Source organism: Bacillus sp. SB49, assembly GCF_000469135.2.
In the GTDB taxonomy this organism is placed as follows: Bacteria; Bacillota; Bacilli; order Bacillales; family Halobacillaceae; genus Halobacillus.
In genome coordinates, this window is record NZ_CP048117.1 from 3,389,151 (window position 1) to 3,408,812 (window position 19,662).

Here is a 19,662-nt window from a genome sequence, read left to right on the forward strand (position 1 = left end):
GTTATGATTTATCTTTGAATAATTGAATCGCTCTCTCACGCATTCGTTTATGATCAACCATCGGTTCCGGATAATCCTCCCCGATCATACACTTCGCTTTCTCTTGTTCGTTTTCCGGCATCTTCGCTGGTTCGTGGATATACTTCTTCGGGACGTCCCGCAGCTCCGGCAGCCATTCTTTAATAAACCGCCCATGTGGATCGAACCTTTCGGACTGCCGGGTCGGGTTGAATACGCGGAAATATGGGACCGGATCCGTTCCGGTTGAAGCTGCCCACTGCCATCCCCCGATGTTGGAGGCGGGATCATAATCGACGAGTTTTTCCTGGAAATAACGTTCGCCTTTCCGCCAATCCATCAGCAAATCCTTCGTCAAAAACGACGCAACCGCCATACGGAGCCGGTTGTGCATCCAGCCGCTCTCGTTCAACTGCCTCATCGCCGCATCAATGATAGGAAATCCGGTCCTTCCTTCTTTCCAACGCTCCAATACGTCTTCGTCATTATTCCAGGGAATCCCTTGATACTTTTCTACTACTTCTTCATCATGTGCATTCGGATAGAAGTGATAAATCATATTATAAAAATCACGCCAGGCAAGCTCGGATATATACGTTTCCACTCCTTCCGTTTTCTTACGGAAGTCGACCTGGTCATGGATCTGATGATAGACACTGCGTACAGAAATGGCACCGGTCCTCAAATACCTGGACATCAGACTTGTCCCATCGACCGCAGGGAAATCACGGCGCTCGTCATAATCGTAAATATCCGCATCAAGGAATTGTTCCAGACGTGCCCACGCATCTGCTTCCCCGACACCGCCGAAATCTGCTTTGATTTTTTCGAGCAAATCAGCATACGCGGATTCCCCTTCCTTGAACGAGGCACGCTCATCGACGGCAGCTTTCTTCAGTAACTCATCATCGACTTTCTGCACCGCCGGTTTCGGAAGCTGCTTCCACTTCTTCAGATAAGGAGTGAAAACTTTGTAAAAACCGCCATCCTGCTTCTTCACTTCATCGGCACCATGAATATGGTGGTCCAAGTAATGATAGACGTCGACATCCAGAGACGTTACGTATTTCTCGACCTGCTTATCTCTCTCATAGCCGAACCCTGTTTCGTCTCGGTTAAAATAAACCATTTCGATCCCGGCAGTTTCGATTAAATTTTCAAATGCATCTTCTGTATCCCCTGTAATAAAATGAACCGGCGCCCCGGCATCTTCTGCTTTTTCAACGAAAGATGCAAGGGTTTGGAAGAAATAATCATGCCTTGCTGTAAATGATTCATTTAAAGCCGGGTGTATATGAAAGAACAGGAGAAGTTCATCCCCGTCCTTTGTATGCTCCAAAGCCTTCGCTAATGCTGTATTGTCCTGTAATCGTAAGTCTCTGCGGAACCAGACCGCTCTCTTTGTCATTGTTCTCTTCCACTCCTTCTCTATTATCCTTTCCTTTTTAATAAAAGCCATAAACCGGACGTATAAAAAAAGAGCCGCTCAGATGGAACTGAACAGCTCTTGGTGTATTAAATCACTCGAAATGCTTCATCAATGTAGCCATCTCGATCGCCGCAGTGGCTGCTTCCCAACCTTTATTACCAGCTTTCGTACCCGCACGCTCGATTGCCTGCTCAATTGTGTCTGTTGTAATGACACCGAAGATCACCGGGATACCGCTCTGGTTCGATGCCTGGGAAACTCCTTTTGCTGCTTCGTTACATACATAGTCGAAGTGCGGAGTAGATCCGCGGATGACAGCACCAAGGGTGACGACTGCATCATATTTCCCTGAATTCGCCATCTTGGAGGCTACAAGAGGAATTTCAAAAGCACCCGGTACGTAGGCGACTTCCACATCATTCAGTTCTACACCGTGACGTTTGAACGCATCGACTGCTCCTTCGTACAGTTTACCTGTAATGAAATCGTTAAACCGTCCTACGACGATTCCCACTTTCAAACCAGTTCCTACTAAGTTTCCTTCTATTGTTTTAACCATGTTCCATCTCCCTTTCTAATAGTGAAATAAATGACCCATCTTGGATTGTTTCGTCTTCAAGTACCGCTCGTTCTCTTTGCGGGACGGCATCTGAATCGGGACTCTTTCTACAACTTCAAGTCCAAAGCCGCCGAGGCCGGAGATCTTCTTAGGATTATTCGTCAGCAATCTCAATTTAGTGATGCCAAGATCCTTTAATATTTGAGCACCCACGCCATAGTCACGAAGATCCGGTCCGAAACCGAGTTTCTCATTCGCTTCGACCGTATCCAAGCCTTCTTCCTGAAGCTTATAAGCATGCAGCTTATTCAAAAGTCCGATTCCGCGCCCTTCCTGCCTCATATAAAGCAGGACACCGCTTCCGTTTTCAGAAATCTGTCTCAATGCATTGTGGAGCTGTGGACCACAGTCACAGCGATAGGATCCGAAGACATCTCCAGTCAGACACTCAGAGTGCACACGGACAAGCGTCGGTTCGTTTGGATCGATATCTCCTTTGACAAGTGCGATGTGGTCTTTATTATCAATATCGTTCGTGAAGGCAACAGCCCGGAAATCTCCGTATTCCGTAGGCATCTTCACCTCCACCTCACGCTTGACGTGGTTTTCTTTCATATGGCGGTACTGGATCAAATCTGCAATCGTGATCATCGGGATATTAAATTCGTCGGCCATCTCCCGCAGATCGGGGACACGCGCCATCGTTCCGTCATCTTTAATGATTTCACAAATAACGCCGGCAGGCTTTGCTCCGGCCAGCCGTGCCAAATCCACCGCTGCTTCCGTATGGCCTGCCCTTCTCAGGACACCGCCTTCTTTAGCAATCAGAGGAAAAATGTGGCCTGGACGTTGAAAGTCAGCTGCTGTTGCCTCCGGATTCAACATCTCCCTGACAGTCCGGGCCCGCTCATCTGCAGAAATCCCGGTCGTTGTGGAGGTATGGTCGATGCTTACCGTGAACGCCGTCTGGTTCGGGTCGGAATTACTATCGACCATCGGCATCAACTCGAGATCAGAAGCCAACGCTTCCGTCACCGGAGCACAGACGAGACCCCGGCCGTATTTGATCATGAAATTGATCATCTCAGGAGTCGCATGTTCTGCAATTCCGATAAAGTCTCCTTCATTTTCACGGTCCTCGTCGTCACAAACGATGACGACTTTCCCCGCTTTCAAATCTTCCAATGCTTTTTCTATGGAATCAAACATAGTTTTCACCCCTTATGCAAATCCGTTATCTTTAAGAAATTGTTGCGACATACCAGCCGCTTGTTCATGCTTCTTTTCTGCCCCTAGAAAATGGGCTACGTACTTACCGATCATGTCACATTCTATATTCACTCGGTCCCCGCGGTCCTTCCCGCCGAGAACTGTATGCTCGACCGTATGAGGAATCAAGGATATCGTCACCTTGTTCTCTGAGACACCGAAGACCGTCAAAGATGTACCATCGACTGCAATCGATCCTTTATATACGAAATAATGAATGAGTTCGTCCGGAAGTTCAATCTCATAATAAACAGCATTCGACTCCGGCTTCTTGGAAACGATGGTGCCCGTTCCATCAATGTGTCCGGAAACTAGATGGCCGCCGAATCGCCCGACGGCAGCCATGGCCCGCTCGAGATTCACCGGACTCCCCTGTTTTAATTCGTGAATATTCGTCGCTCGGTAGGTTTCCGGCATGACATCGAAGGTTACCGTTTTATCCGTAAAGCCTGTCACAGTAAGGCAGACGCCGTTTACCGAGATACTGTCTCCAAGCTGGACATCTTTTACTACCACATCTGCTTCGACCGTCACTTCCAACGCTTCCGTCTTATTCTTTACGGATTTCATCGTTCCTATTTCTTCAACGATTCCTGTAAACATTGTTTCTACTCTCCTTTTTTCACAGATACGACTTTGACATCGTCTCCCAGTATTTCCGTCAAGATCACTTCAAACGACTGGACGTTCTTCAATTGCTGGATCCCTTTGCCTCCGACAGGGGTCAGCGCCTCTCTGCCGCCGATCAGCTTCGGTGCGATATAGGTTACTGTTTCATCTACTTTCCCGGCACGGACGAAAGCATCCGCTATAGTCGCCCCGCCTTCTACCAGAAGGGAAGTAATCCGCTTCTTTCCAAGATAGCGAAGCACATCATCGACGGCAATAGTCGAGCCTTCCATTCGAATGACTTCCACATGATCCTGTTCTTCGAGCAAGTCTTTCTTCTTTTGATCGTTCTCCAGAGTAAAGATCCATGTAGGCGCCTCGCCGTTTTGAATTAACTGCGACGATGGAGGAATCCTCAAATGTGTATCCATGACAATCCGAACGGGATGGGAACCCTGCCCTTCCATTCTTGTTGTCAGCTTTGGATTATCCATCAGTACTGTATTGATGCCGACGAGAATAGCGTCCGAAAGGTGGCGGTATCGATGCCCGTCAGCACGTGCTTTCTCGCCCGTAATCCACTGACTCTCGCCTGTCGATGTTGCAATCTTTCCATCGAGGCTCATGGCTGATTTCAACCGGACATAAGGCATTCCTGTCTGGATGGAATGGAAGAAAGCGCGGTTCAGCTTGTCGGCTTCCGCTTTCAGCACACCCATTTCTACTTCCAGGCCATGCGCTCTCATCATCTCTATTCCTCTTCCTGACACTCTCGGATTGGGGTCGTGGGATGCAATGATGACACGTCTGATTCCCGCATCTATGACAGCTTGTGCACAAGGAGGCGTGCGTCCGTGATGACTGCACGGCTCAAGCGTCACATAGATCTCTGCGCCATCCGCCTTTTCCCCGGCCATCCGCAGCGCATGCACCTCTGCATGGGCTTCACCTGCTTTGACGTGGACACCTACGCCGACAACTTGGTTATCTTTCACCACAACAGCCGCTACGGAAGGGTTAGGGCTCGTCTGCCCTACCGTGCTGCTCGCCATTTCCACAGCCATAGACATATATTTCTCGTCGCGTTCCATCTGCATCCCTCCGATTTTTGAAAAAAAAGACCCTGAAGAAGACATACTTCTCCAGGGTCGTTAACGTAATTTTTTTTGCGTACAGCAAACAAAGGGTACACTTAACTCAAGAAATGTACCATTACGTTCCTACAACCTTCTCCCATCCAGACTTTAACTGTCGGCTTTGGATTTTCACCAAATCAGGGAAAGCCGTGCTTAACACTGACTTTCCGTCGCGGGCTTGGAGCAGCTGCTCTTTACCGCCGGCTGGGATTTTCACCCGACCCCGAAGGTTCTCTTATTCGATTTGAACACTTTAAATATAACGGAAACGAACAAAATTCGCAATCCTTACGTCTGACAATCCCTTACACCCATTCGATCAGTCCGTCGATGAATGCTGTTTCGTCCTTATACACCTTATATAAAAAATACGTTAGCACAATCAGGGGAAACAAGAAAGAATCTTCAGTGACATCCTCAGAAACCGACAGATCCGCCCCCGTCTTCCATGTAAAAGGACGAATAACCGCCAGCTCTTTCTTTTTTGTTTTTACTTCTATTTCCTTATTCCAGTTCTCCTCCAGCTTTACGGCGTCTCCCCGTACCTCCCCTTCCACACAGAAATAAAGCAGACTTTTCAAGGGGTTGTCTTTAAAGATGAATTCCATGCCTGAGATGGAATAACGATACGCAGCAAAAAGGATGCGTCCCTTCTGAATACCGAAAGAAACCTCCTGAGAACGAAAGGAAAAAAGAAAATTATTCTCCTTTTCCAAGCCTCTTTTGGAAGTTTTATAAATTTCACCGATCACTTCTCCACAATCATTACTTACACAGATGCCACGTCGTTCCTTATCCTTAGCAATTTTGTACCCGCGCATCAAATCACCCTCCCGGTATTCTCTCTTATTGCTTACGCTTGCATCATGTAATAAGTTTCACACCTCTCCCTATTGTAAATCGAAAGATATTCGATTAGGATACAAATAAAAGAAAACGTTTGCACAAAAAGGCTTATCTTAAAGTGGATGTTTTTTGATTTTTCTATATAATCAGTACTATATAGATATCCTTCGTCATGCAATCGATTGCATTAATAATTTTATTTCCTAAAGAAATGGAGCGATGGTTATGGAGCGTGTTTGGTGGAAAGAAGCGGTTGGTTACCAGGTGTACCCGCGGAGCTTTCAGGATTCGAACGGGGACGGCATCGGTGATTTACAGGGAATGATCGACCGGCTCGACTATTTGAAAGAAATGGGCATCGATTTTATTTGGATTTGTCCAATGTACAAATCTCCGAAAGACGACAACGGTTATGATATTTCTGATTACCAGGATATTCTTGAAGAATTCGGTACGATGGATGATTTTGACCGTCTATTGGAGGAAGTCCACCAACGCGGGATGAAGCTGATCATTGATTTGGTTTTGAACCATACGAGCGATGAACACCCTTGGTTTATGGAATCAAGGCAGTCGAAAGACAATCCAAAACGCGACTGGTATATTTGGAAGGATGGGAAAGAAGGAAGCGAGCCGAACAACTGGGAGAGTATTTTTGATGGATCGGCGTGGGAATGGGATGAAAAGACGGAGCAGTACTACCTTCACGTTTTCTCTACAAAGCAGCCGGATTTGAACTGGGAGAACGCCGAAGTAAGGAAGGCGCTCTACGATACGGTCAACTGGTGGCTCGAGAAAGGGATCGACGGTTTCCGCATTGATGCAATCAGCCATATCAAGAAGCGGCCGGGGTTTCCTGATATGCCGAATCCAAAGAAAGAGAAGTACGTCTCCTCCTTCGATATGCATATGAATCAGGAAGGTATCCACGAGTTCCTTCAAGAATTCAAGGAGGAAACCTATTCGAATTACGACGTCATGACCGTTGGAGAAGCGAACGGAGTCAGCGCAGATGAAGCGGATTTATGGGTCGGCGAGAATGGGAAGATGGATATGATCTTCCAATTTGAACACTTGGACTTGTGGGATCAGAATGCCGAACAGCAGTTGGATATTCCCGGACTGAAAAAAGTACTGACCCGTTGGCAGAAAGGCTTGGAAGGAGACGGGTGGAATGCACTCTTCGTAGAGAACCATGACAAAGCCCGTGTCGTGTCCACATGGGGAGATGATGAAGTGTACTGGAGGGAAAGTGCCACCTCCATCGCAACTATGTATTTCCTTATGCAGGGCACACCCTATATTTACCAAGGACAGGAAATCGGCATGACGAATTTCGCCTTCCCTTCCATCGAAGACTACGATGATGTGGCTGCAAAGAATTTGTATCAGAAGAAAAAGGAACAGGGAGTCCCTCATGAAGAAATCATGGAAATTCTTTGGAATACATCTCGGGATAACAGTCGGACTCCTATGCAGTGGAGCGATGAACCGAATGCGGGATTCACTACTGGAGATCCGTGGATCCAAGTCAATCCAAACTACCAGACCATTAATGTCGCTGATCAGGAAAACAACCCCGCATCGATTCTTAATCATTACAAGAATCTGATCCGCCTGAAGAAAGACCATGATCTTTTCACATACGGCACGTACGAATTGATCATGGAAGACGATCCACACATTTACGCATACACGCGTACGCTCCATGACAAGACAGCGATCGTCTTTGCTAATTTGACCGGCAGCGTCGCCCGTGTTCAATCTTCTTTCTCCCTCGATTCCAGTGCTCTCGTCTTGTCCAATATGGAAGTACCAAAGCATATACAAGCAAAGGAATTTCCACTCAAACCGTTTGAAGCACGTGTATATATCGTTTCAAACAACTAAATACAACAGAAAAAAGGAGTGTCTCCCGCCGCAAAAGCCAGAGACACTCCTTTTTTTATTCAGCATCGGCGATCCTTACATCCGCCTCCAGACGAAGTTCAACATTTCCTTCGATCGCGCGGGAGATCATACAGCTTTTTTCTGCCTTCTCCACCAAACGGTTCAGCTTGGATAATTGCTTTTCATCAGAATCGGACTTTAAAACGACGCGTGGACGATGGATAATCGTCTTATAAGTAAAAACACCATTGGTAACGTCGACAATTCCTTCCGAGTCCATATCCATTTCCTGCAAAGGCAGGTCGGCACGCTCAATCATGGCGGCCAGACTTATGATATAGCACGTTGAAGCTGCTCCCAACAGCATTTCGTCGGGGTTCGTGCCTACTTCAGGCCCGTCCATGCTTGCGGGTATGGATATTTTCGTCTTTAAGTTTCCTGCATCGATATGGCCGACTTCGTTGCGTCCTCCCGGCCATTCGGCTTTCAAGTAAAAATGATGATCTGCCATTCTATTTCCTCTCCTTATCTAAGGGGTCCTCGATCCTTGATGCTCCATAGCGATAAAATCAAACACATCTCCATTTGTCGCCTGCTCGAAACTCTTCGTGCAAGAAAAACCGCACCGCTCATAAACACGAATCGCCCGTTTATTAAAAGCGGCTACAGCTAAAGTGAAGCGTCTGTTTCCGTACAGGGACCGGCCAAACAGAAGCACTTGTTTGAGAAAGTATTCCCCTTCGCCTTTCCCGGTACGTTCCGGATGCAGTCCCAGGCTGATGTCCACAGCTGTGTTCTTGGTAAAGCTGAAAAACCCAATGAGGCTTCCTCCCTGGCTGACACTGTACGTCTCTGGATTTCTTCTAACTGGATCAATGAATTCCACGTAATCCTCTTCATCCGCTGTCATGTCATAAAAGTCATAAGGGGCAGGGTACTTCCATTCGGCGATCGTTTCCGCCTCCTGCTGGGTCATTTTGGTGAACTTCCAGATATCATTCATTCGCTTTTCTCCCAGTCCTGTTTAAACCGGGTCATTTTCATCTGCAACTGTTCAATCATATCCAGGACCCTGTTGAAATCTTCCATATCCACGTCTTCCGATTCCATGGTAGACACGACTTGATTCAACATATGAATCCGATTCTTAATGTAATGAAACTGTTCGGAAGGATGCTGTACGGCTTTGCCCATCGATAAAACCCTCCTGTCATAGTTAGTCACTCCATCGTTATTACTTCTATCTTAACCTGCCGGTATGTGGGTTGAAAAGAATTTGGCACAAAAAAAGCGGCATACCCTGCCGCTCTTACCTTTAACTTAGTTAAGAATCCTATTAAGATGTCGGACCACTACAGCTGCGGAACTCCGAACCATCAACATTACGAAGGGAGATATAACAAACTGCATGCTCTTTCCTTTCTCAGTCTTCCTGTACTTCTTTCTTTCCTGACAAGAACCACCCAAGAACGGCAATCAACACGAGGATAGAGTAGAAGATCAGCTTCCACGTCGTAGAATGAGCGAAGTGCTCATCGAGAATCTGAATATTCGGGTGGGCTAATGTAGAAACGACGAGCTTTACCCCTACCCATCCGACGATGACAAAGGCAGCAATTTCCAATCCAGGTCGTGATTTCAACAATTTAACGAAAACGTTGGCCGCAAAACGCATGATGATGATTCCAATCATACCTCCCGCAAGGATGACAGCGAATTGCCCACCGTCCAAACTCCCCACTTCCGGAAGAGGTGTTTCCGGCAAAGCGACTGCAAGAGCTACCGCAGCAAGAATCGAATCGACCGCAAAGGCCAAATCAGCAAGTTCCACTTTTAAAACCGTTGCCCAGAAACCTTTCCCCCGCTGATTCTCAACGGCGACGACCTCTTCTTCTTCCTCTTTTCCACGCTCTCTCCATTTATCAAATAAGTGCTTTCCTGATATGAATAACAGATATGCAGCTCCAAGCGCCTGTACCTGCCACACATCCACAAGAAAGGAAATGACGAACAAGGAACCAAATCTAAGTATGAATGCACCAGCCAATCCGTAAAACAGCGCCTTCTTCCGCTTTTCCTCCGGCAGGTGTTTGACCATGATTGCCAACACCAGCGCATTATCTGCTGCCAGTATACCTTCCAACCCGACTAAAACAATTAATACCCAGCCATACTCGATCAATAATTGAGCATCCACTATTCTGTCTCCTTTTCCATTAAAAATAGTCCCGGCCACTGTGGTGGACAGGACTATAAATAAATAGACCTTTACCACAGTGGGTAAAGGTCTCGCTAACAACGAACGTTGCCAATAAAGCCGGGGATCCATCCCGAAATGACGACTTTATTGTATAAGCTACTCCCCTTTAAGGAACGCTGAATCTATTCCTATCATAGCACGCGACCTTCGAAAGTCAACGGCTTTCACCCACTTTTTTACAACCTTAGTATGGAGCATAGGACTAAGCTTATACAAAAGGATTAAATGAGCGTTTGATGAACAGGACAGCAGTCGTCATTCCCCTGCCTTCTCTTCAAATAACCGGGAGATTTCTACAATGGTACGGGTTGCTTTCTCCATGCTTTCCAAGGAAATGTACTCGTATTTGCCGTGGAAGTTCTCCCCGCCTGTGAAAATGTTCGGAGTCGGCAGCCCCATGTAGGATAATTGGGAACCATCCGTTCCGCCACGGATCGGTTTGACTAGTGGTTCGATTTCCAAATTCTCCATCGCCTCGTAGGCAATATCGACGATGTGCTTCACAGGAGCAATCTTCTCGCCCATATTATAATACTGATCATTGATTTCCAGGGAAACGCGGTGCTTTCCGTATGCGTCTTCCAATTCTGCGGCCAATCGTTTCAGGTTTTGTTTCCTGTTTTCAAACTCTGCTTTATCATGATCACGGATCAAATAGTTAAGTACCGCCTCCTCCACATCGCCTTTGAACGTATGCAGATGATAAAAGCCTTCATATTCTTCGGTATGTTCCGGCGCTTCGTTCTGAGGGAGCTGCTGCTGGAATTCCACAGCCAGTTTCAGCGCGTTTACCATTTTCCCTTTAGCCGTGCCCGGATGCACGCTGTGACCATGGAACGTCACGCGGGCAGCTGCGGCATTAAAGCTTTCATATTGCAGCTCGCCTACCGGACCCCCGTCTACGGTATAAGCATAGGAGGCTGCAAACCTGTTGACATCAAACTTATGGGGCCCCCGTCCGATTTCTTCATCCGGCGTGAATGCGACGCGGATTTCTCCATGCTTTATTTCCGGATGCTGAATCAAATAATCCATCGCGGTCATGATTTCCGTAATTCCGGCTTTATTATCAGCACCAAGTAATGTCGTGCCATCTGTGGTGATGAGCGTCTCTCCTTTATATGTAGCAAGTTCAGGAAATTCATCCGGTGTAAGGGCTGTACTTTCGTTCAGTTGAACCGGTCCTCCCTCATATTTAATGATCTGTGGATTTACTCCTTCACCTGTAAAATCAGTAGCTGTGTCGATGTGAGCAAGAAAGCCGATTGTCGGTACTTCCTTCTTTGTGTTTGCAGGCAGTGTAGCCATCACATACGCATGCTCATCTATGGTTACATCCTCCATCCCGATGGCTTTCAATTCCTCCACTAACTGACGTGCCAAATCCCATTGCCCGTCGGTGGATGGTGTCTGACTGCTTTCCTCATTGGATTGAGTATTCATCTTCACATAAGAAATGAAACGTTCTAACAATTCCTTCTGCATATCGGTATCCTCCTTCTAGTGTTCTATACCAAGTGTAGCGATTTCAAGCTCCTAAAGTAAGTGTACTGCTTCACGTCATTTTTTGGTATTCTTATTATATAAAACAAACATCCTTCCAAAAAAACTTTCCATAAAGGTGTGTGTGTCCTTGATACATAAGCGTTGGTTCCAAGCCCTTGTGGCTGCCGTTTTAGTCGTATTACTCATTCTTCTGCTGCATGAAATCAGTTTTTTCTTTGAACCTGTCCTGACATATATCGGTGCAATCGCCGTACCGCTGATCGGAGGAGGGATTCTTTTCTATATATCACGTCCAATTATGCACTTCCTTGAGAAGAACCGCATCCCTCGTGTACTGGCAATTATCATTGTCTTCGCGTTATTCCTGTTTATCGGGTTTCTGATCAGCCGCTTCATCGCTCCGATCGCTCAGGAGCAGTTTACCAGGCTGATCGATAACATTCCTGCAATGGCAAATGCGGTCAGTGATGCTGTCACCTACTGGCAGCAGAATCAGGATATTATTCCGGATGAATTCAATGACACCATCTCAGGATTTGCCGAGAACCTGGAGTCTTATGTTCAAAACGCATCGATGATCATCATCAACTTCATCAGCCAGCTCATCGGTTTTGTGTTTGCTCTCGTATTGATTCCATTCTTCCTTTTCTTCATGTTGAAGGACGGAGATAAGCTCGTACCATTTATTACTCAATTCTTGCCTGAGAAAACAGCTGAAAGCTTCCGTAAACTTTCGGGATCAGTAGACCGGACCTTGAATTCCTTTATTCTCGGGCAGCTTACCGTGAGTATCGTCGTCGGGCTGCTTCTGTTGATCGGCTACTTAATTATAGGGCTGAAATATTCTTTGACACTCTCCTTGTTTGCAATGGCAATGAACGTCATTCCGTTCGTCGGACCATTTCTAGCGGTCATCCCGGCTATTCTGGTTGCCTTTTTCCAGGACCCGATGCTTGCCGTATGGGTAGCTGTCATTACCGTTATCGCCCAACAGCTGGAAGGCAACTTCGTATCTCCTAACGTGATGGGTAAAGCATTAAGCATCCATCCGCTGACAATCATCACACTGATCCTGGCTGCCGGCAGCCTGGCCGGTTTCATCGGGTTATTGTTCGCGATTCCTGCCTATGCCGTCATTAAAACAGTCATCAGCCACTTCTATCATGAGTGGATAGAACGAAAGTCAGAGACAACTTAAGATTCCAGTGAAGCCTGTCGTGCTCTGTGCATGACGGGTTTCCTTTTTGACAGAAAGAGAGGACCATTAAAATGACACATTCTACACAACAGAAGCTATGGACGCTGCCATTCATTTTCCTGATCATTGCCAACCTGTTCACATTCATGAGTTTTCAAATGCTTCTCCCTAACTTACCTCCATACATAGAATCCATTGGTGGAACCAGCCTTCAGGTAGGACTTATCACGACGACCTTCGCCTTTGCTGCAATCATCATCCGGCCGTTCATCGGTCATATGCTCATGACAAGGCCGCGCAAGGTACTCGTCATGGTCGGATCCGTATCCTTACTGATCATGACCGTATTGTACCCGGTCACTCAGGTTGTCGTCGCACTCCTGATCATCCGATTCATCCACGGAATCGCCTGGGGGTGGTCCACCACCGTCAACGGTACCGCCGCCGTCGACCTCGTACCAAGGCGCAGGGTCGGGGAAGGCATGGGCTATTTCGGACTGTCCGTTACAGTCGGTATGATTATGGCACCCAGTATCGGTATCTTCCTTTATCAGAACTACTCTTTCGATCTCCTCGTGTGGATTTCTGCGGGGCTTGGAGTCATTGCCATCATCCTGTTTTCCTTCACGTCTTTTGTCACACCGCCGCAGGTCTATGAAAATCAAAAAAACCCTCCGAAATTCTCCTTCGTCGGGTCGCTTGTCGAGAAAAAGAGCTGGTATCCAGCGCTTGTCACCATCCTAAACACCTTCGGATACGGTTCTGTCATTACTTATATTGTCATCTTCGGGAATGAGCAGGGACTCAGTGGTACGTTCTTGTTTTATTTCTTTAATGCATTATTCGCCACCCTGTCGCGTCCAATCACCGGAAGGTATTTCGATAAACACGGACCTTGGAAGCTGATTATCGTTTGTTCCGGCCTGTCTTTCATCGCCATGTGGCTCCTTGCATTATCCAACTCGAACGTGGACTTGATCATCGCCGGTTCGTTGTTTGGATTAGGCTACGGCTCCATGATGCCCGCCCTGCAGGCATGGGTTATATCAAAAACGACGACCGAGCGCAGCGGAATCGCCAACGGCATGTATTATTCATCCATCGATTTAGGAATCGGGGCAAGTGCCTTCCTGCTTGGATTCGTTTATCAGTTTGTAGAGACGGCTACCTTATTTAAACTGTCCAGCTTTTTGTTCCTCGTCGTTATGATTCTTACTTTCTTAGACCAACGAAAACAAACGGAACCGTGGCAGGCACCAAGATAGAACAAACAAATGCGGAGGACTGCTGTCCTCCGCATTTTTCAATTCAAAAAGTATAGACGATCGAATCCCCTGCGTGCTTGTATCCGATCCGTTTATATATCGAGTTCGATGTGGGATTGGCCATATCCGTGTAGAGAGAACAGAATCGGTATCCGCTCCGCAAGAGCTTATCCGTTAAGTGCCAGACAGCCTTAGATGCATATCCGTTACGCTTGAATATATCCGGTGTGTACACAGCGTTAATGGTCGCTCCATTCTTCGTCGCTCTTGCTCTTGCCGCCATGGAAACCGGTTCTCCATCTACTTTCCACAAATAGATTTTACGCTCCTCCACCATTTCCGCTGCCAATACTTCTGCACGCTCAGAAATGTTCTTCTCGCCCGTTTCTATACCAAATTGATACATCCATGCCTGCAGAAGCGGCAGATCAGATTCCACAGCCGGCACAAGTTCCCCCGGAGCATCCGCAATGGGTTGCAGATCATCCAGACGATAAATCCCCTGTTCCATATGCAGGGACCCTTTCAATCCTGAAACGTTTTCCCATTCTTCTACAAACCATTGAACAGCACGGCGATCTCCAAGCACGCCGGGAACCTCATAGTTCCCACCATGCAAATAATCGACCAGCTGTTTTATGAAAGGTTTCTCCATGACCTCTGTTGAAGGAAGAATCCATAAGTGCGGCGGTGTCCGGAGTGCTGCATAAACCGGATTTTCTCTTTCTATGACTGTAAGCATATGACAGACCTGATCTGTACCCGTCCGCTTCCTATCTTCAAGGAGGCCAAGCGGCAGATTATTTTGAGCTTCCCCATGCATCAACAGCCCCTCTACTTGATTCAAAAAAGTGACCGGGTCTGTTTCTTTTCGTACAACCATTCCTCTTCCCCCTTTTCTTCTTTCATGATTTTTTGTTAAAATTCTGAATATGGATAGTTCTTCTATTATACGTCCCGACTAATCATCCAGCAACAACGGAAAGGAGCATGTATGATGACTAAAAAAGAAATACAAGATCAAATCACATTCCTTAAATCCGACTATATCCGTATCCAGGGGGATCTTGATAAACTGGAAGCTGCCGGCGGCAATGTCCGTAATGCCGAAAAGCAGCTGGAGAGGATGGAAGCAGAGCTTAAAGAACTGAACACTAAACTGAAACAGGCAGAAACAACTAAATAAATACAACGAAACAAATGCAAAAAGGTGGAGGGTATAACCCTCCACCTTTTTGCTCTTATTAGTCTTCCTTCTGTTTTTCTTGTTCTTTCCTCTGGTCTTCCAATCGTTCCTGAATCTTCTCGAACTCTTTGCTCGGAGGCATCAAGGAGACGATGATATCCCCATTCTCCGGACGATATTCCATGTCAGGAGTAAAGAAGTCCACTTTCCCCGTCGGACGCTTCACGAAAAGGAGCATGGCATGCTCATCCACATTGTCCCGATAGTTATCAAACGTGTATTGGTCCGTGATGGTGGTCTTACGGAACACATATCCGTTTTCCACCCGAGCATTCATTTCTTCCCATGATGCACCTTCTTCGAACAACACACGCCCGCCGATGGTATGGACTAGGCTTTCCAGATTATCCCCTTCTGCATTGCTCAAGCTCAACTGAAAGCAGTTGTTCCTCCCGAATTCTGGAACAAATGTCGTACAGACCAGCGCATTATAAGAATCCATCTCCGATGCAGCAATTAAATACTCATACGGCGTCATATCTAAATAATATTCCGTCTGTTCGGACAGGATTTCGCCGTGATACGATTCGATCCCCCGAGATCTTGCACGGGAAAGTTTCTGCCAGGAGGAGTCTGTCAGAAGAACCGGAATTTTCAGCTCTTCCAGCACCTTGGCGAGACCTGTAGTAAACGCACTTCCACCAGCAATGAGAACGCCGGGAGGCCCTTCCATAGACAAGCCAAGTTTCTTTGCAAGCCATCCAATGGAGAACCCGTGAGCCACTACCGTTGTAAATACCAGCGCAAACGTAAGGGAAATAAGAATCGAAGCATCTTCAAACCCTGCATCCAATAAAACGCTGGCAAAGTAACTTGCAACGGTCAAAGCAACGATTCCCCTTGGAGCAATCCATCCCACTAACAGTTTTTCAGATTTGGACAACCCCGTTCCTGCTGTAGACAGGAAAATCGACAACGGCCGGACGACGAACAACATCAAAATAACGAACCCGATAATTTGCAGATTAAATATTTCAAGCAGCGTATCTACCGTTAAAGAAGCCGTCAACATGACAAAGATTGTCGATATTAGCAACAGGGAAATATTCTCTTTGAAATGCCGCATATCTGCAATGGATGATATGTGCATATTGGCAAGAGTCATCCCCATAGCCGTCACGGATAGAAGCCCTGTTTCATGCATGATCTCATCAGCGATGGTAAAGCATGCAATAACGATCGTGAAGACGACTGGTGATTTCAGAAATTCCGGTACATAACCGGTTTCAAACATCCACCCTGTCCCTTTCCCACATACCCAGCCGAGAAAGACAGCGAATGCGGAAGCTGCAAAGAATAGAAGAAGAGATGTAGGGCTCGCACTTTCCTCCATAAAGAACACGATGAATTCGAATGCAAAGACTGCGAGCAGTGCCCCGATCGGATCCACGATAATTCCTTCCCACTTGAGAATCTTTGCCGGTCTGGGTTTTAATTTCGCCTGCCTGAGCAATGGCAGGATGACGGTTGGTCCTGTTACGATAAATAACCCGCCGATCGTGAAAGCGACTGCCCACGATAGTCCGGCAACATAGTGGGCTGCCAGAGAACCTAAGATCCAGCTCAGGAAGGCTCCTAATGTAACAATTCGAAACACCGGCTTTCCAAGCCCCTTCACTTCTTTGAAGTCAAGGTTCAAACTTCCTTCAAAAAGAATGACAGCTACCGCCAAAGAGATAATCGGACTGTACAACTCACCAAAATCCTGTTCCGGATTCATTAACCCGAATACCGGACCTGCAAGCAGCCCCGCAATCGACATAACGACGATGGCTGGAAGGCGAAACCTCCAAGCCACCCATTGGGAACCGATACCTAGAAAACCTATTAACATGAATTGAAGTAACAGCGAATCCACCATAGAATAAACTCCTTTATATTATGAATGTGTATATGTACCTTTTTTTCTTATTTTTATATAGAACACATTCTATCGACCTCCCCCTCGTCTGTAAACCAAGAAGGGGCGCTCCCTAAATCCTTCCTGAATATAGGAAAATCATACCGCCATGGAAATCATAACCTTTTAAATTTTCTAATAAATCGTTGACATAATTTTTTGAAATTGATAGTATTACTCCGGTGAATGAAGAAAATTGATTGTTTTTGTCGAAAAATTCGTTTAAAGTACCATAGTGTGCCTCGCTCTTGCCGTGGATAAGAGCGGTTTTTTTACGCAAAATATAGAGACATCTAAGAGGAGGAGCAAGTTTATGAAAGCAAAAGATACCATTGTGATCGGGTTTACTTTGTTTGCTCTATTTTTCGGTGCCGGAAACTTAATATACCCCATTTCCTTAGGGTTTGAATCAGGTACTTCTTATATTCCCGCAATCATTGGTTTCGTAATCACCGGGGTAGGCCTGCCTATAGTCACAATTGCAGCCATTTCACTCGTCAAGAATGGAGCCGTCCAGCTCGCAGGTAGACTGCACCCTACATTCGGTCTGTTGTTCACCTCTATGGTTTATCTTGTGATCGGTCCATTTTTCGCTATTCCAAGAGCTGCCAACGTAGCTTTCGAAACAGGAGTCGCTCCATTTACGAATGGTGCTTCTTATGCCTTGTTGGTGTTCACCGTTATATTCTTTGTCTTGGTCTACATCGTTGCCCGAAACCCATCCAAGCTGGTGGACCGTGTGGGACAGATCTTGACACCCATGCTTTTCCTGGCAATTTTAGGATTGGTTATCGGCAGCTTTTTCTTATTGGATGGTCCCATACAACCGCCTGAACCAAAGTATGCAGAGCAGCCTTTTTTCTCCGGTTTTGTTGAAGGTTATTTAACGATGGATGCTATCGCTTCGCTTGCTTTCGGTTTGATTGTCGTGTCATCCTTCCGCGAGCGCGGGGTAACGAAACCGAGGGAAATTACTTATCGTACATTGAAAGCCGGACTGGTGACAGCCATTGGTTTAATCGCTGTGTACGTTTCCATTGGATGGATTGGTGCCCGGATGGCTACAGAAGGAACGTATGAGAACGGAAGTGCCATTCTTTCCGGCGCTGCTACCATTATGTTTGGAGATCTTGGTACCATCCTGCTCGGTGTCATTGTAGGACTTGCATGTTTCACGACATGTGTCGGATTAAACGTTGCCTGCGCACAGTTCTTCTCCAACCGGATCAAAGGATTGTCTTATACACAGATCAACCTGCTCGTTACGCTGCTCAGCTTTGCGATTGCTAATATCGGACTGAATCAAATTATTGCCTATTCTGTTCCTGTACTTGTTTTCGTTTACCCGATTACTATCGTTCTAGTCGCTCTTACCTTCATGGGAAAACTGTTCCAGCACTCCCCTTATGTGTACAGAGGTGCTGTTCTATTTACAGCTATTATCGGACTGTATGACGGACTGAAAGCTTTTGGGACGGACGTTTCTCTGCTGGAACCCATCATCAGCCATCTGCCGTTTTACGATTTCAGTTTGGCCTGGATCGTGCCGGCAATTGTCGGAGGATTAATCGGGTTGATCATTCATTCGATTAAAGGACAACCGAACCACAAGGAAAGCTACCAGAATTAACAGCTTACTTAAAATCCCTCTTCATACAGAAGAGGGATTTTTTCTTTATTATTGATGCAGAAGCGTGACGCTTACTTTCACATCAAGGCTCTGCCCGCCTCCACGATATACTCCTTGGAGAGGACTGACATCTGCATAGTCCCGCCCTGTTCCAATTCGGATATGTTGTTCGAGAGCTTCCACATTGTTCGTCGGGTCAAGGCCAACCCAACCGATGCCGGGTACCATTACTTCCACCCAGGCATGTGTCGCTGCATCTCCTACCAACGCCGAGTCTTCACCTACGTATAAGTATCCGCTGACGTATCTGGAAGGTATCCCCTGGGAACGAAGCACACCGAGCATCACGTGGGCATAATCCTGACATACGCCCGCTTTCAGCGGCCACGACTCATGGGCTTTTGTACTCACTTCTGTGGTCATAGTGTCATAGGAAATAGATTGATGCAGGTATTCCATCAGACGCAGCGAGAATCGCACGGGGTCTTCCGCACCGCCTACCTCCTTCATAATATCTTCCACTTGGTTCTTATATAAGAAAGTGTATGGCGTATCATTTAAATAAGCCAGGTAATGGTGATGGAACAATTCCGAATGGAAAATCTCTCTCATTTCATCCGAACAGGTGATCATTCGGATGAAAGGGCTTTTTTGAATGCTGACAGTTGAACTCGTCTTCAGCATTAAGTGGTCGTGTTTCTCCGGTATGAAGAATGTCTCTACATGGTTCCCCCATAAGTCGATATGTTCTTTCGTCATGGACCCCGGAGTGATCTCCGTCCGATAGGTCAGCAACCGTTGGCATTCATCGGTTCTCGGCTTTAACCGGATGTGGTTCATACTTTGATCCACAGGGCTGTCGTATTGAAATGTATTGGTATGTTCTATGTGGTATTTCATC

At 46.6% G+C, this 19,662-nt stretch carries 19 protein-coding genes and 1 riboswitch; of the genes, 5 read left to right on the top strand and 14 right to left on the bottom strand.

All coding sequences use genetic code 11. The annotated features are described in order from the left end of the window. Window position 1: 1 nt before the first annotated feature. The 6 genes from M662_RS17685 to M662_RS17710 form a co-directional block, all read right to left on the bottom strand. Window positions 2-1,426, bottom strand: coding sequence for a cryptochrome/photolyase family protein (locus tag M662_RS17685; protein ID WP_026577838.1), 1,425 nt, complete (start codon window positions 1,424-1,426; stop codon window positions 2-4). 112 nt (window positions 1,427-1,538) lie between these two features. Then, window positions 1,539-2,006 (bottom strand): 6,7-dimethyl-8-ribityllumazine synthase, encoded by a 468-nt coding sequence (ribH, locus tag M662_RS17690; protein ID WP_008632226.1) that lies wholly within the window; start codon window positions 2,004-2,006, stop codon window positions 1,539-1,541. Between the two features lie 15 nt (window positions 2,007-2,021). Beyond that, window positions 2,022-3,215: a bifunctional 3,4-dihydroxy-2-butanone-4-phosphate synthase/GTP cyclohydrolase II gene (locus M662_RS17695; protein WP_026577837.1), complete on the bottom strand. Its 1,194-nt coding sequence runs from the start codon at window positions 3,213-3,215 to the stop codon at window positions 2,022-2,024. A 12-nt stretch (window positions 3,216-3,227) separates the two neighbouring features. Beyond that, entirely contained in the window at window positions 3,228-3,878 is a 651-nt protein-coding gene (gene ribE, locus M662_RS17700) for a riboflavin synthase (RefSeq protein WP_162129319.1), read from the bottom strand. Between the two features lie 5 nt (window positions 3,879-3,883). Continuing rightward, window positions 3,884-4,975, bottom strand: a complete 1,092-nt coding sequence (gene ribD, locus M662_RS17705) for a bifunctional diaminohydroxyphosphoribosylaminopyrimidine deaminase/5-amino-6-(5-phosphoribosylamino)uracil reductase RibD (RefSeq protein WP_026577835.1) — start codon at window positions 4,973-4,975, stop codon at window positions 3,884-3,886. Between the two features lie 130 nt (window positions 4,976-5,105). After that, a riboswitch (FMN riboswitch) is annotated at window positions 5,106-5,255 on the bottom strand. 70 nt (window positions 5,256-5,325) lie between these two features. Next, window positions 5,326-5,841 (bottom strand): hypothetical protein, encoded by a 516-nt coding sequence (locus M662_RS17710; RefSeq protein ID WP_008632218.1) that lies wholly within the window; start codon window positions 5,839-5,841, stop codon window positions 5,326-5,328. A gap of 250 nt (window positions 5,842-6,091) precedes the next feature. On the opposite strand from M662_RS17710, the gene M662_RS17715 reads away from it, so the two are divergent. Further along, window positions 6,092-7,756 (top strand): glycoside hydrolase family 13 protein, encoded by a 1,665-nt coding sequence (locus M662_RS17715; protein WP_026577834.1) that lies wholly within the window; start codon window positions 6,092-6,094, stop codon window positions 7,754-7,756. A 55-nt stretch (window positions 7,757-7,811) separates the two neighbouring features. Here M662_RS17715 and M662_RS17720 read toward each other — a convergent pair whose 3' ends face one another. The 5 genes from M662_RS17720 to pepT all read right to left on the bottom strand — a co-directional run bounded on the left by M662_RS17720 (window position 7,812) and on the right by pepT (window position 11,501). Next, complete coding sequence (locus tag M662_RS17720; RefSeq protein ID WP_026577833.1) at window positions 7,812-8,267, bottom strand: OsmC family protein; 456 nt, start codon at window positions 8,265-8,267, stop codon at window positions 7,812-7,814. 18 nt (window positions 8,268-8,285) lie between these two features. Then, the gene (locus M662_RS17725) at window positions 8,286-8,759 is read right to left on the bottom strand and encodes a GNAT family N-acetyltransferase (protein ID WP_008632210.1); all 474 of its coding nucleotides are present in this window, start codon (window positions 8,757-8,759) and stop codon (window positions 8,286-8,288) included. Continuing rightward, a complete protein-coding gene (locus M662_RS17730; RefSeq protein WP_008632208.1) occupies window positions 8,756-8,950 on the bottom strand; it encodes an SE1561 family protein in 195 nt (64 codons plus the stop codon). The genes M662_RS17725 and M662_RS17730 overlap by 4 nt, the downstream gene beginning before the upstream one ends. A gap of 229 nt (window positions 8,951-9,179) precedes the next feature. Next, window positions 9,180-9,953: a TerC family protein gene (locus M662_RS17735; RefSeq protein ID WP_026577832.1), complete on the bottom strand. Its 774-nt coding sequence runs from the start codon at window positions 9,951-9,953 to the stop codon at window positions 9,180-9,182. Between the two features lie 318 nt (window positions 9,954-10,271). Next, window positions 10,272-11,501 carry a peptidase T gene (gene pepT, locus M662_RS17740; RefSeq protein WP_026577831.1) on the bottom strand — a complete coding sequence of 410 codons (1,230 nt, stop codon included), beginning with the start codon at window positions 11,499-11,501 and terminating at the stop codon, window positions 10,272-10,274. Window positions 11,502-11,649: 148 nt separating this feature from the next. Between pepT and M662_RS17745 the strand changes: the two genes are divergently transcribed. Both M662_RS17745 and M662_RS17750 read left to right on the top strand, forming a co-directional pair. Then, window positions 11,650-12,720, top strand: a complete 1,071-nt coding sequence (locus tag M662_RS17745) for an AI-2E family transporter (protein ID WP_008637847.1) — start codon at window positions 11,650-11,652, stop codon at window positions 12,718-12,720. 71 nt (window positions 12,721-12,791) lie between these two features. After that, window positions 12,792-13,985 carry an MFS transporter gene (locus tag M662_RS17750; protein WP_026577830.1) on the top strand — a complete coding sequence of 398 codons (1,194 nt, stop codon included), beginning with the start codon at window positions 12,792-12,794 and terminating at the stop codon, window positions 13,983-13,985. Window positions 13,986-14,028: 43 nt separating this feature from the next. On the opposite strand, the gene M662_RS17755 is transcribed toward M662_RS17750, so the two are convergent. After that, on the bottom strand, window positions 14,029-14,868 hold the full coding sequence (locus M662_RS17755; protein ID WP_026577829.1) for a GNAT family N-acetyltransferase: 840 nt from the start codon (window positions 14,866-14,868) through the stop codon (window positions 14,029-14,031). A 114-nt stretch (window positions 14,869-14,982) separates the two neighbouring features. Here M662_RS17755 and M662_RS17760 point away from each other — a divergent pair, with 114 nt between their 5' ends. After that, complete coding sequence (locus M662_RS17760) at window positions 14,983-15,171, top strand: SE1832 family protein (RefSeq protein ID WP_008637851.1); 189 nt, start codon at window positions 14,983-14,985, stop codon at window positions 15,169-15,171. A 58-nt stretch (window positions 15,172-15,229) separates the two neighbouring features. On the opposite strand, the gene M662_RS17765 is transcribed toward M662_RS17760, so the two are convergent. Next, window positions 15,230-17,092 (bottom strand): cation:proton antiporter, encoded by a 1,863-nt coding sequence (locus M662_RS17765; RefSeq protein WP_008637852.1) that lies wholly within the window; start codon window positions 17,090-17,092, stop codon window positions 15,230-15,232. 352 nt (window positions 17,093-17,444) lie between these two features. On the opposite strand from M662_RS17765, the gene brnQ reads away from it, so the two are divergent. Then, a complete protein-coding gene (gene brnQ / locus M662_RS17770; protein ID WP_026577828.1) occupies window positions 17,445-18,761 on the top strand; it encodes a branched-chain amino acid transport system II carrier protein in 1,317 nt (438 codons plus the stop codon). A 48-nt stretch (window positions 18,762-18,809) separates the two neighbouring features. Here the strand turns inward: brnQ and M662_RS19610 are convergent, their stop codons facing one another. After that, window positions 18,810-19,661, bottom strand: coding sequence for a transglutaminase family protein (locus M662_RS19610; protein WP_008635011.1), 852 nt, complete (start codon window positions 19,659-19,661; stop codon window positions 18,810-18,812). Window position 19,662 lies beyond the last annotated feature (1 nt).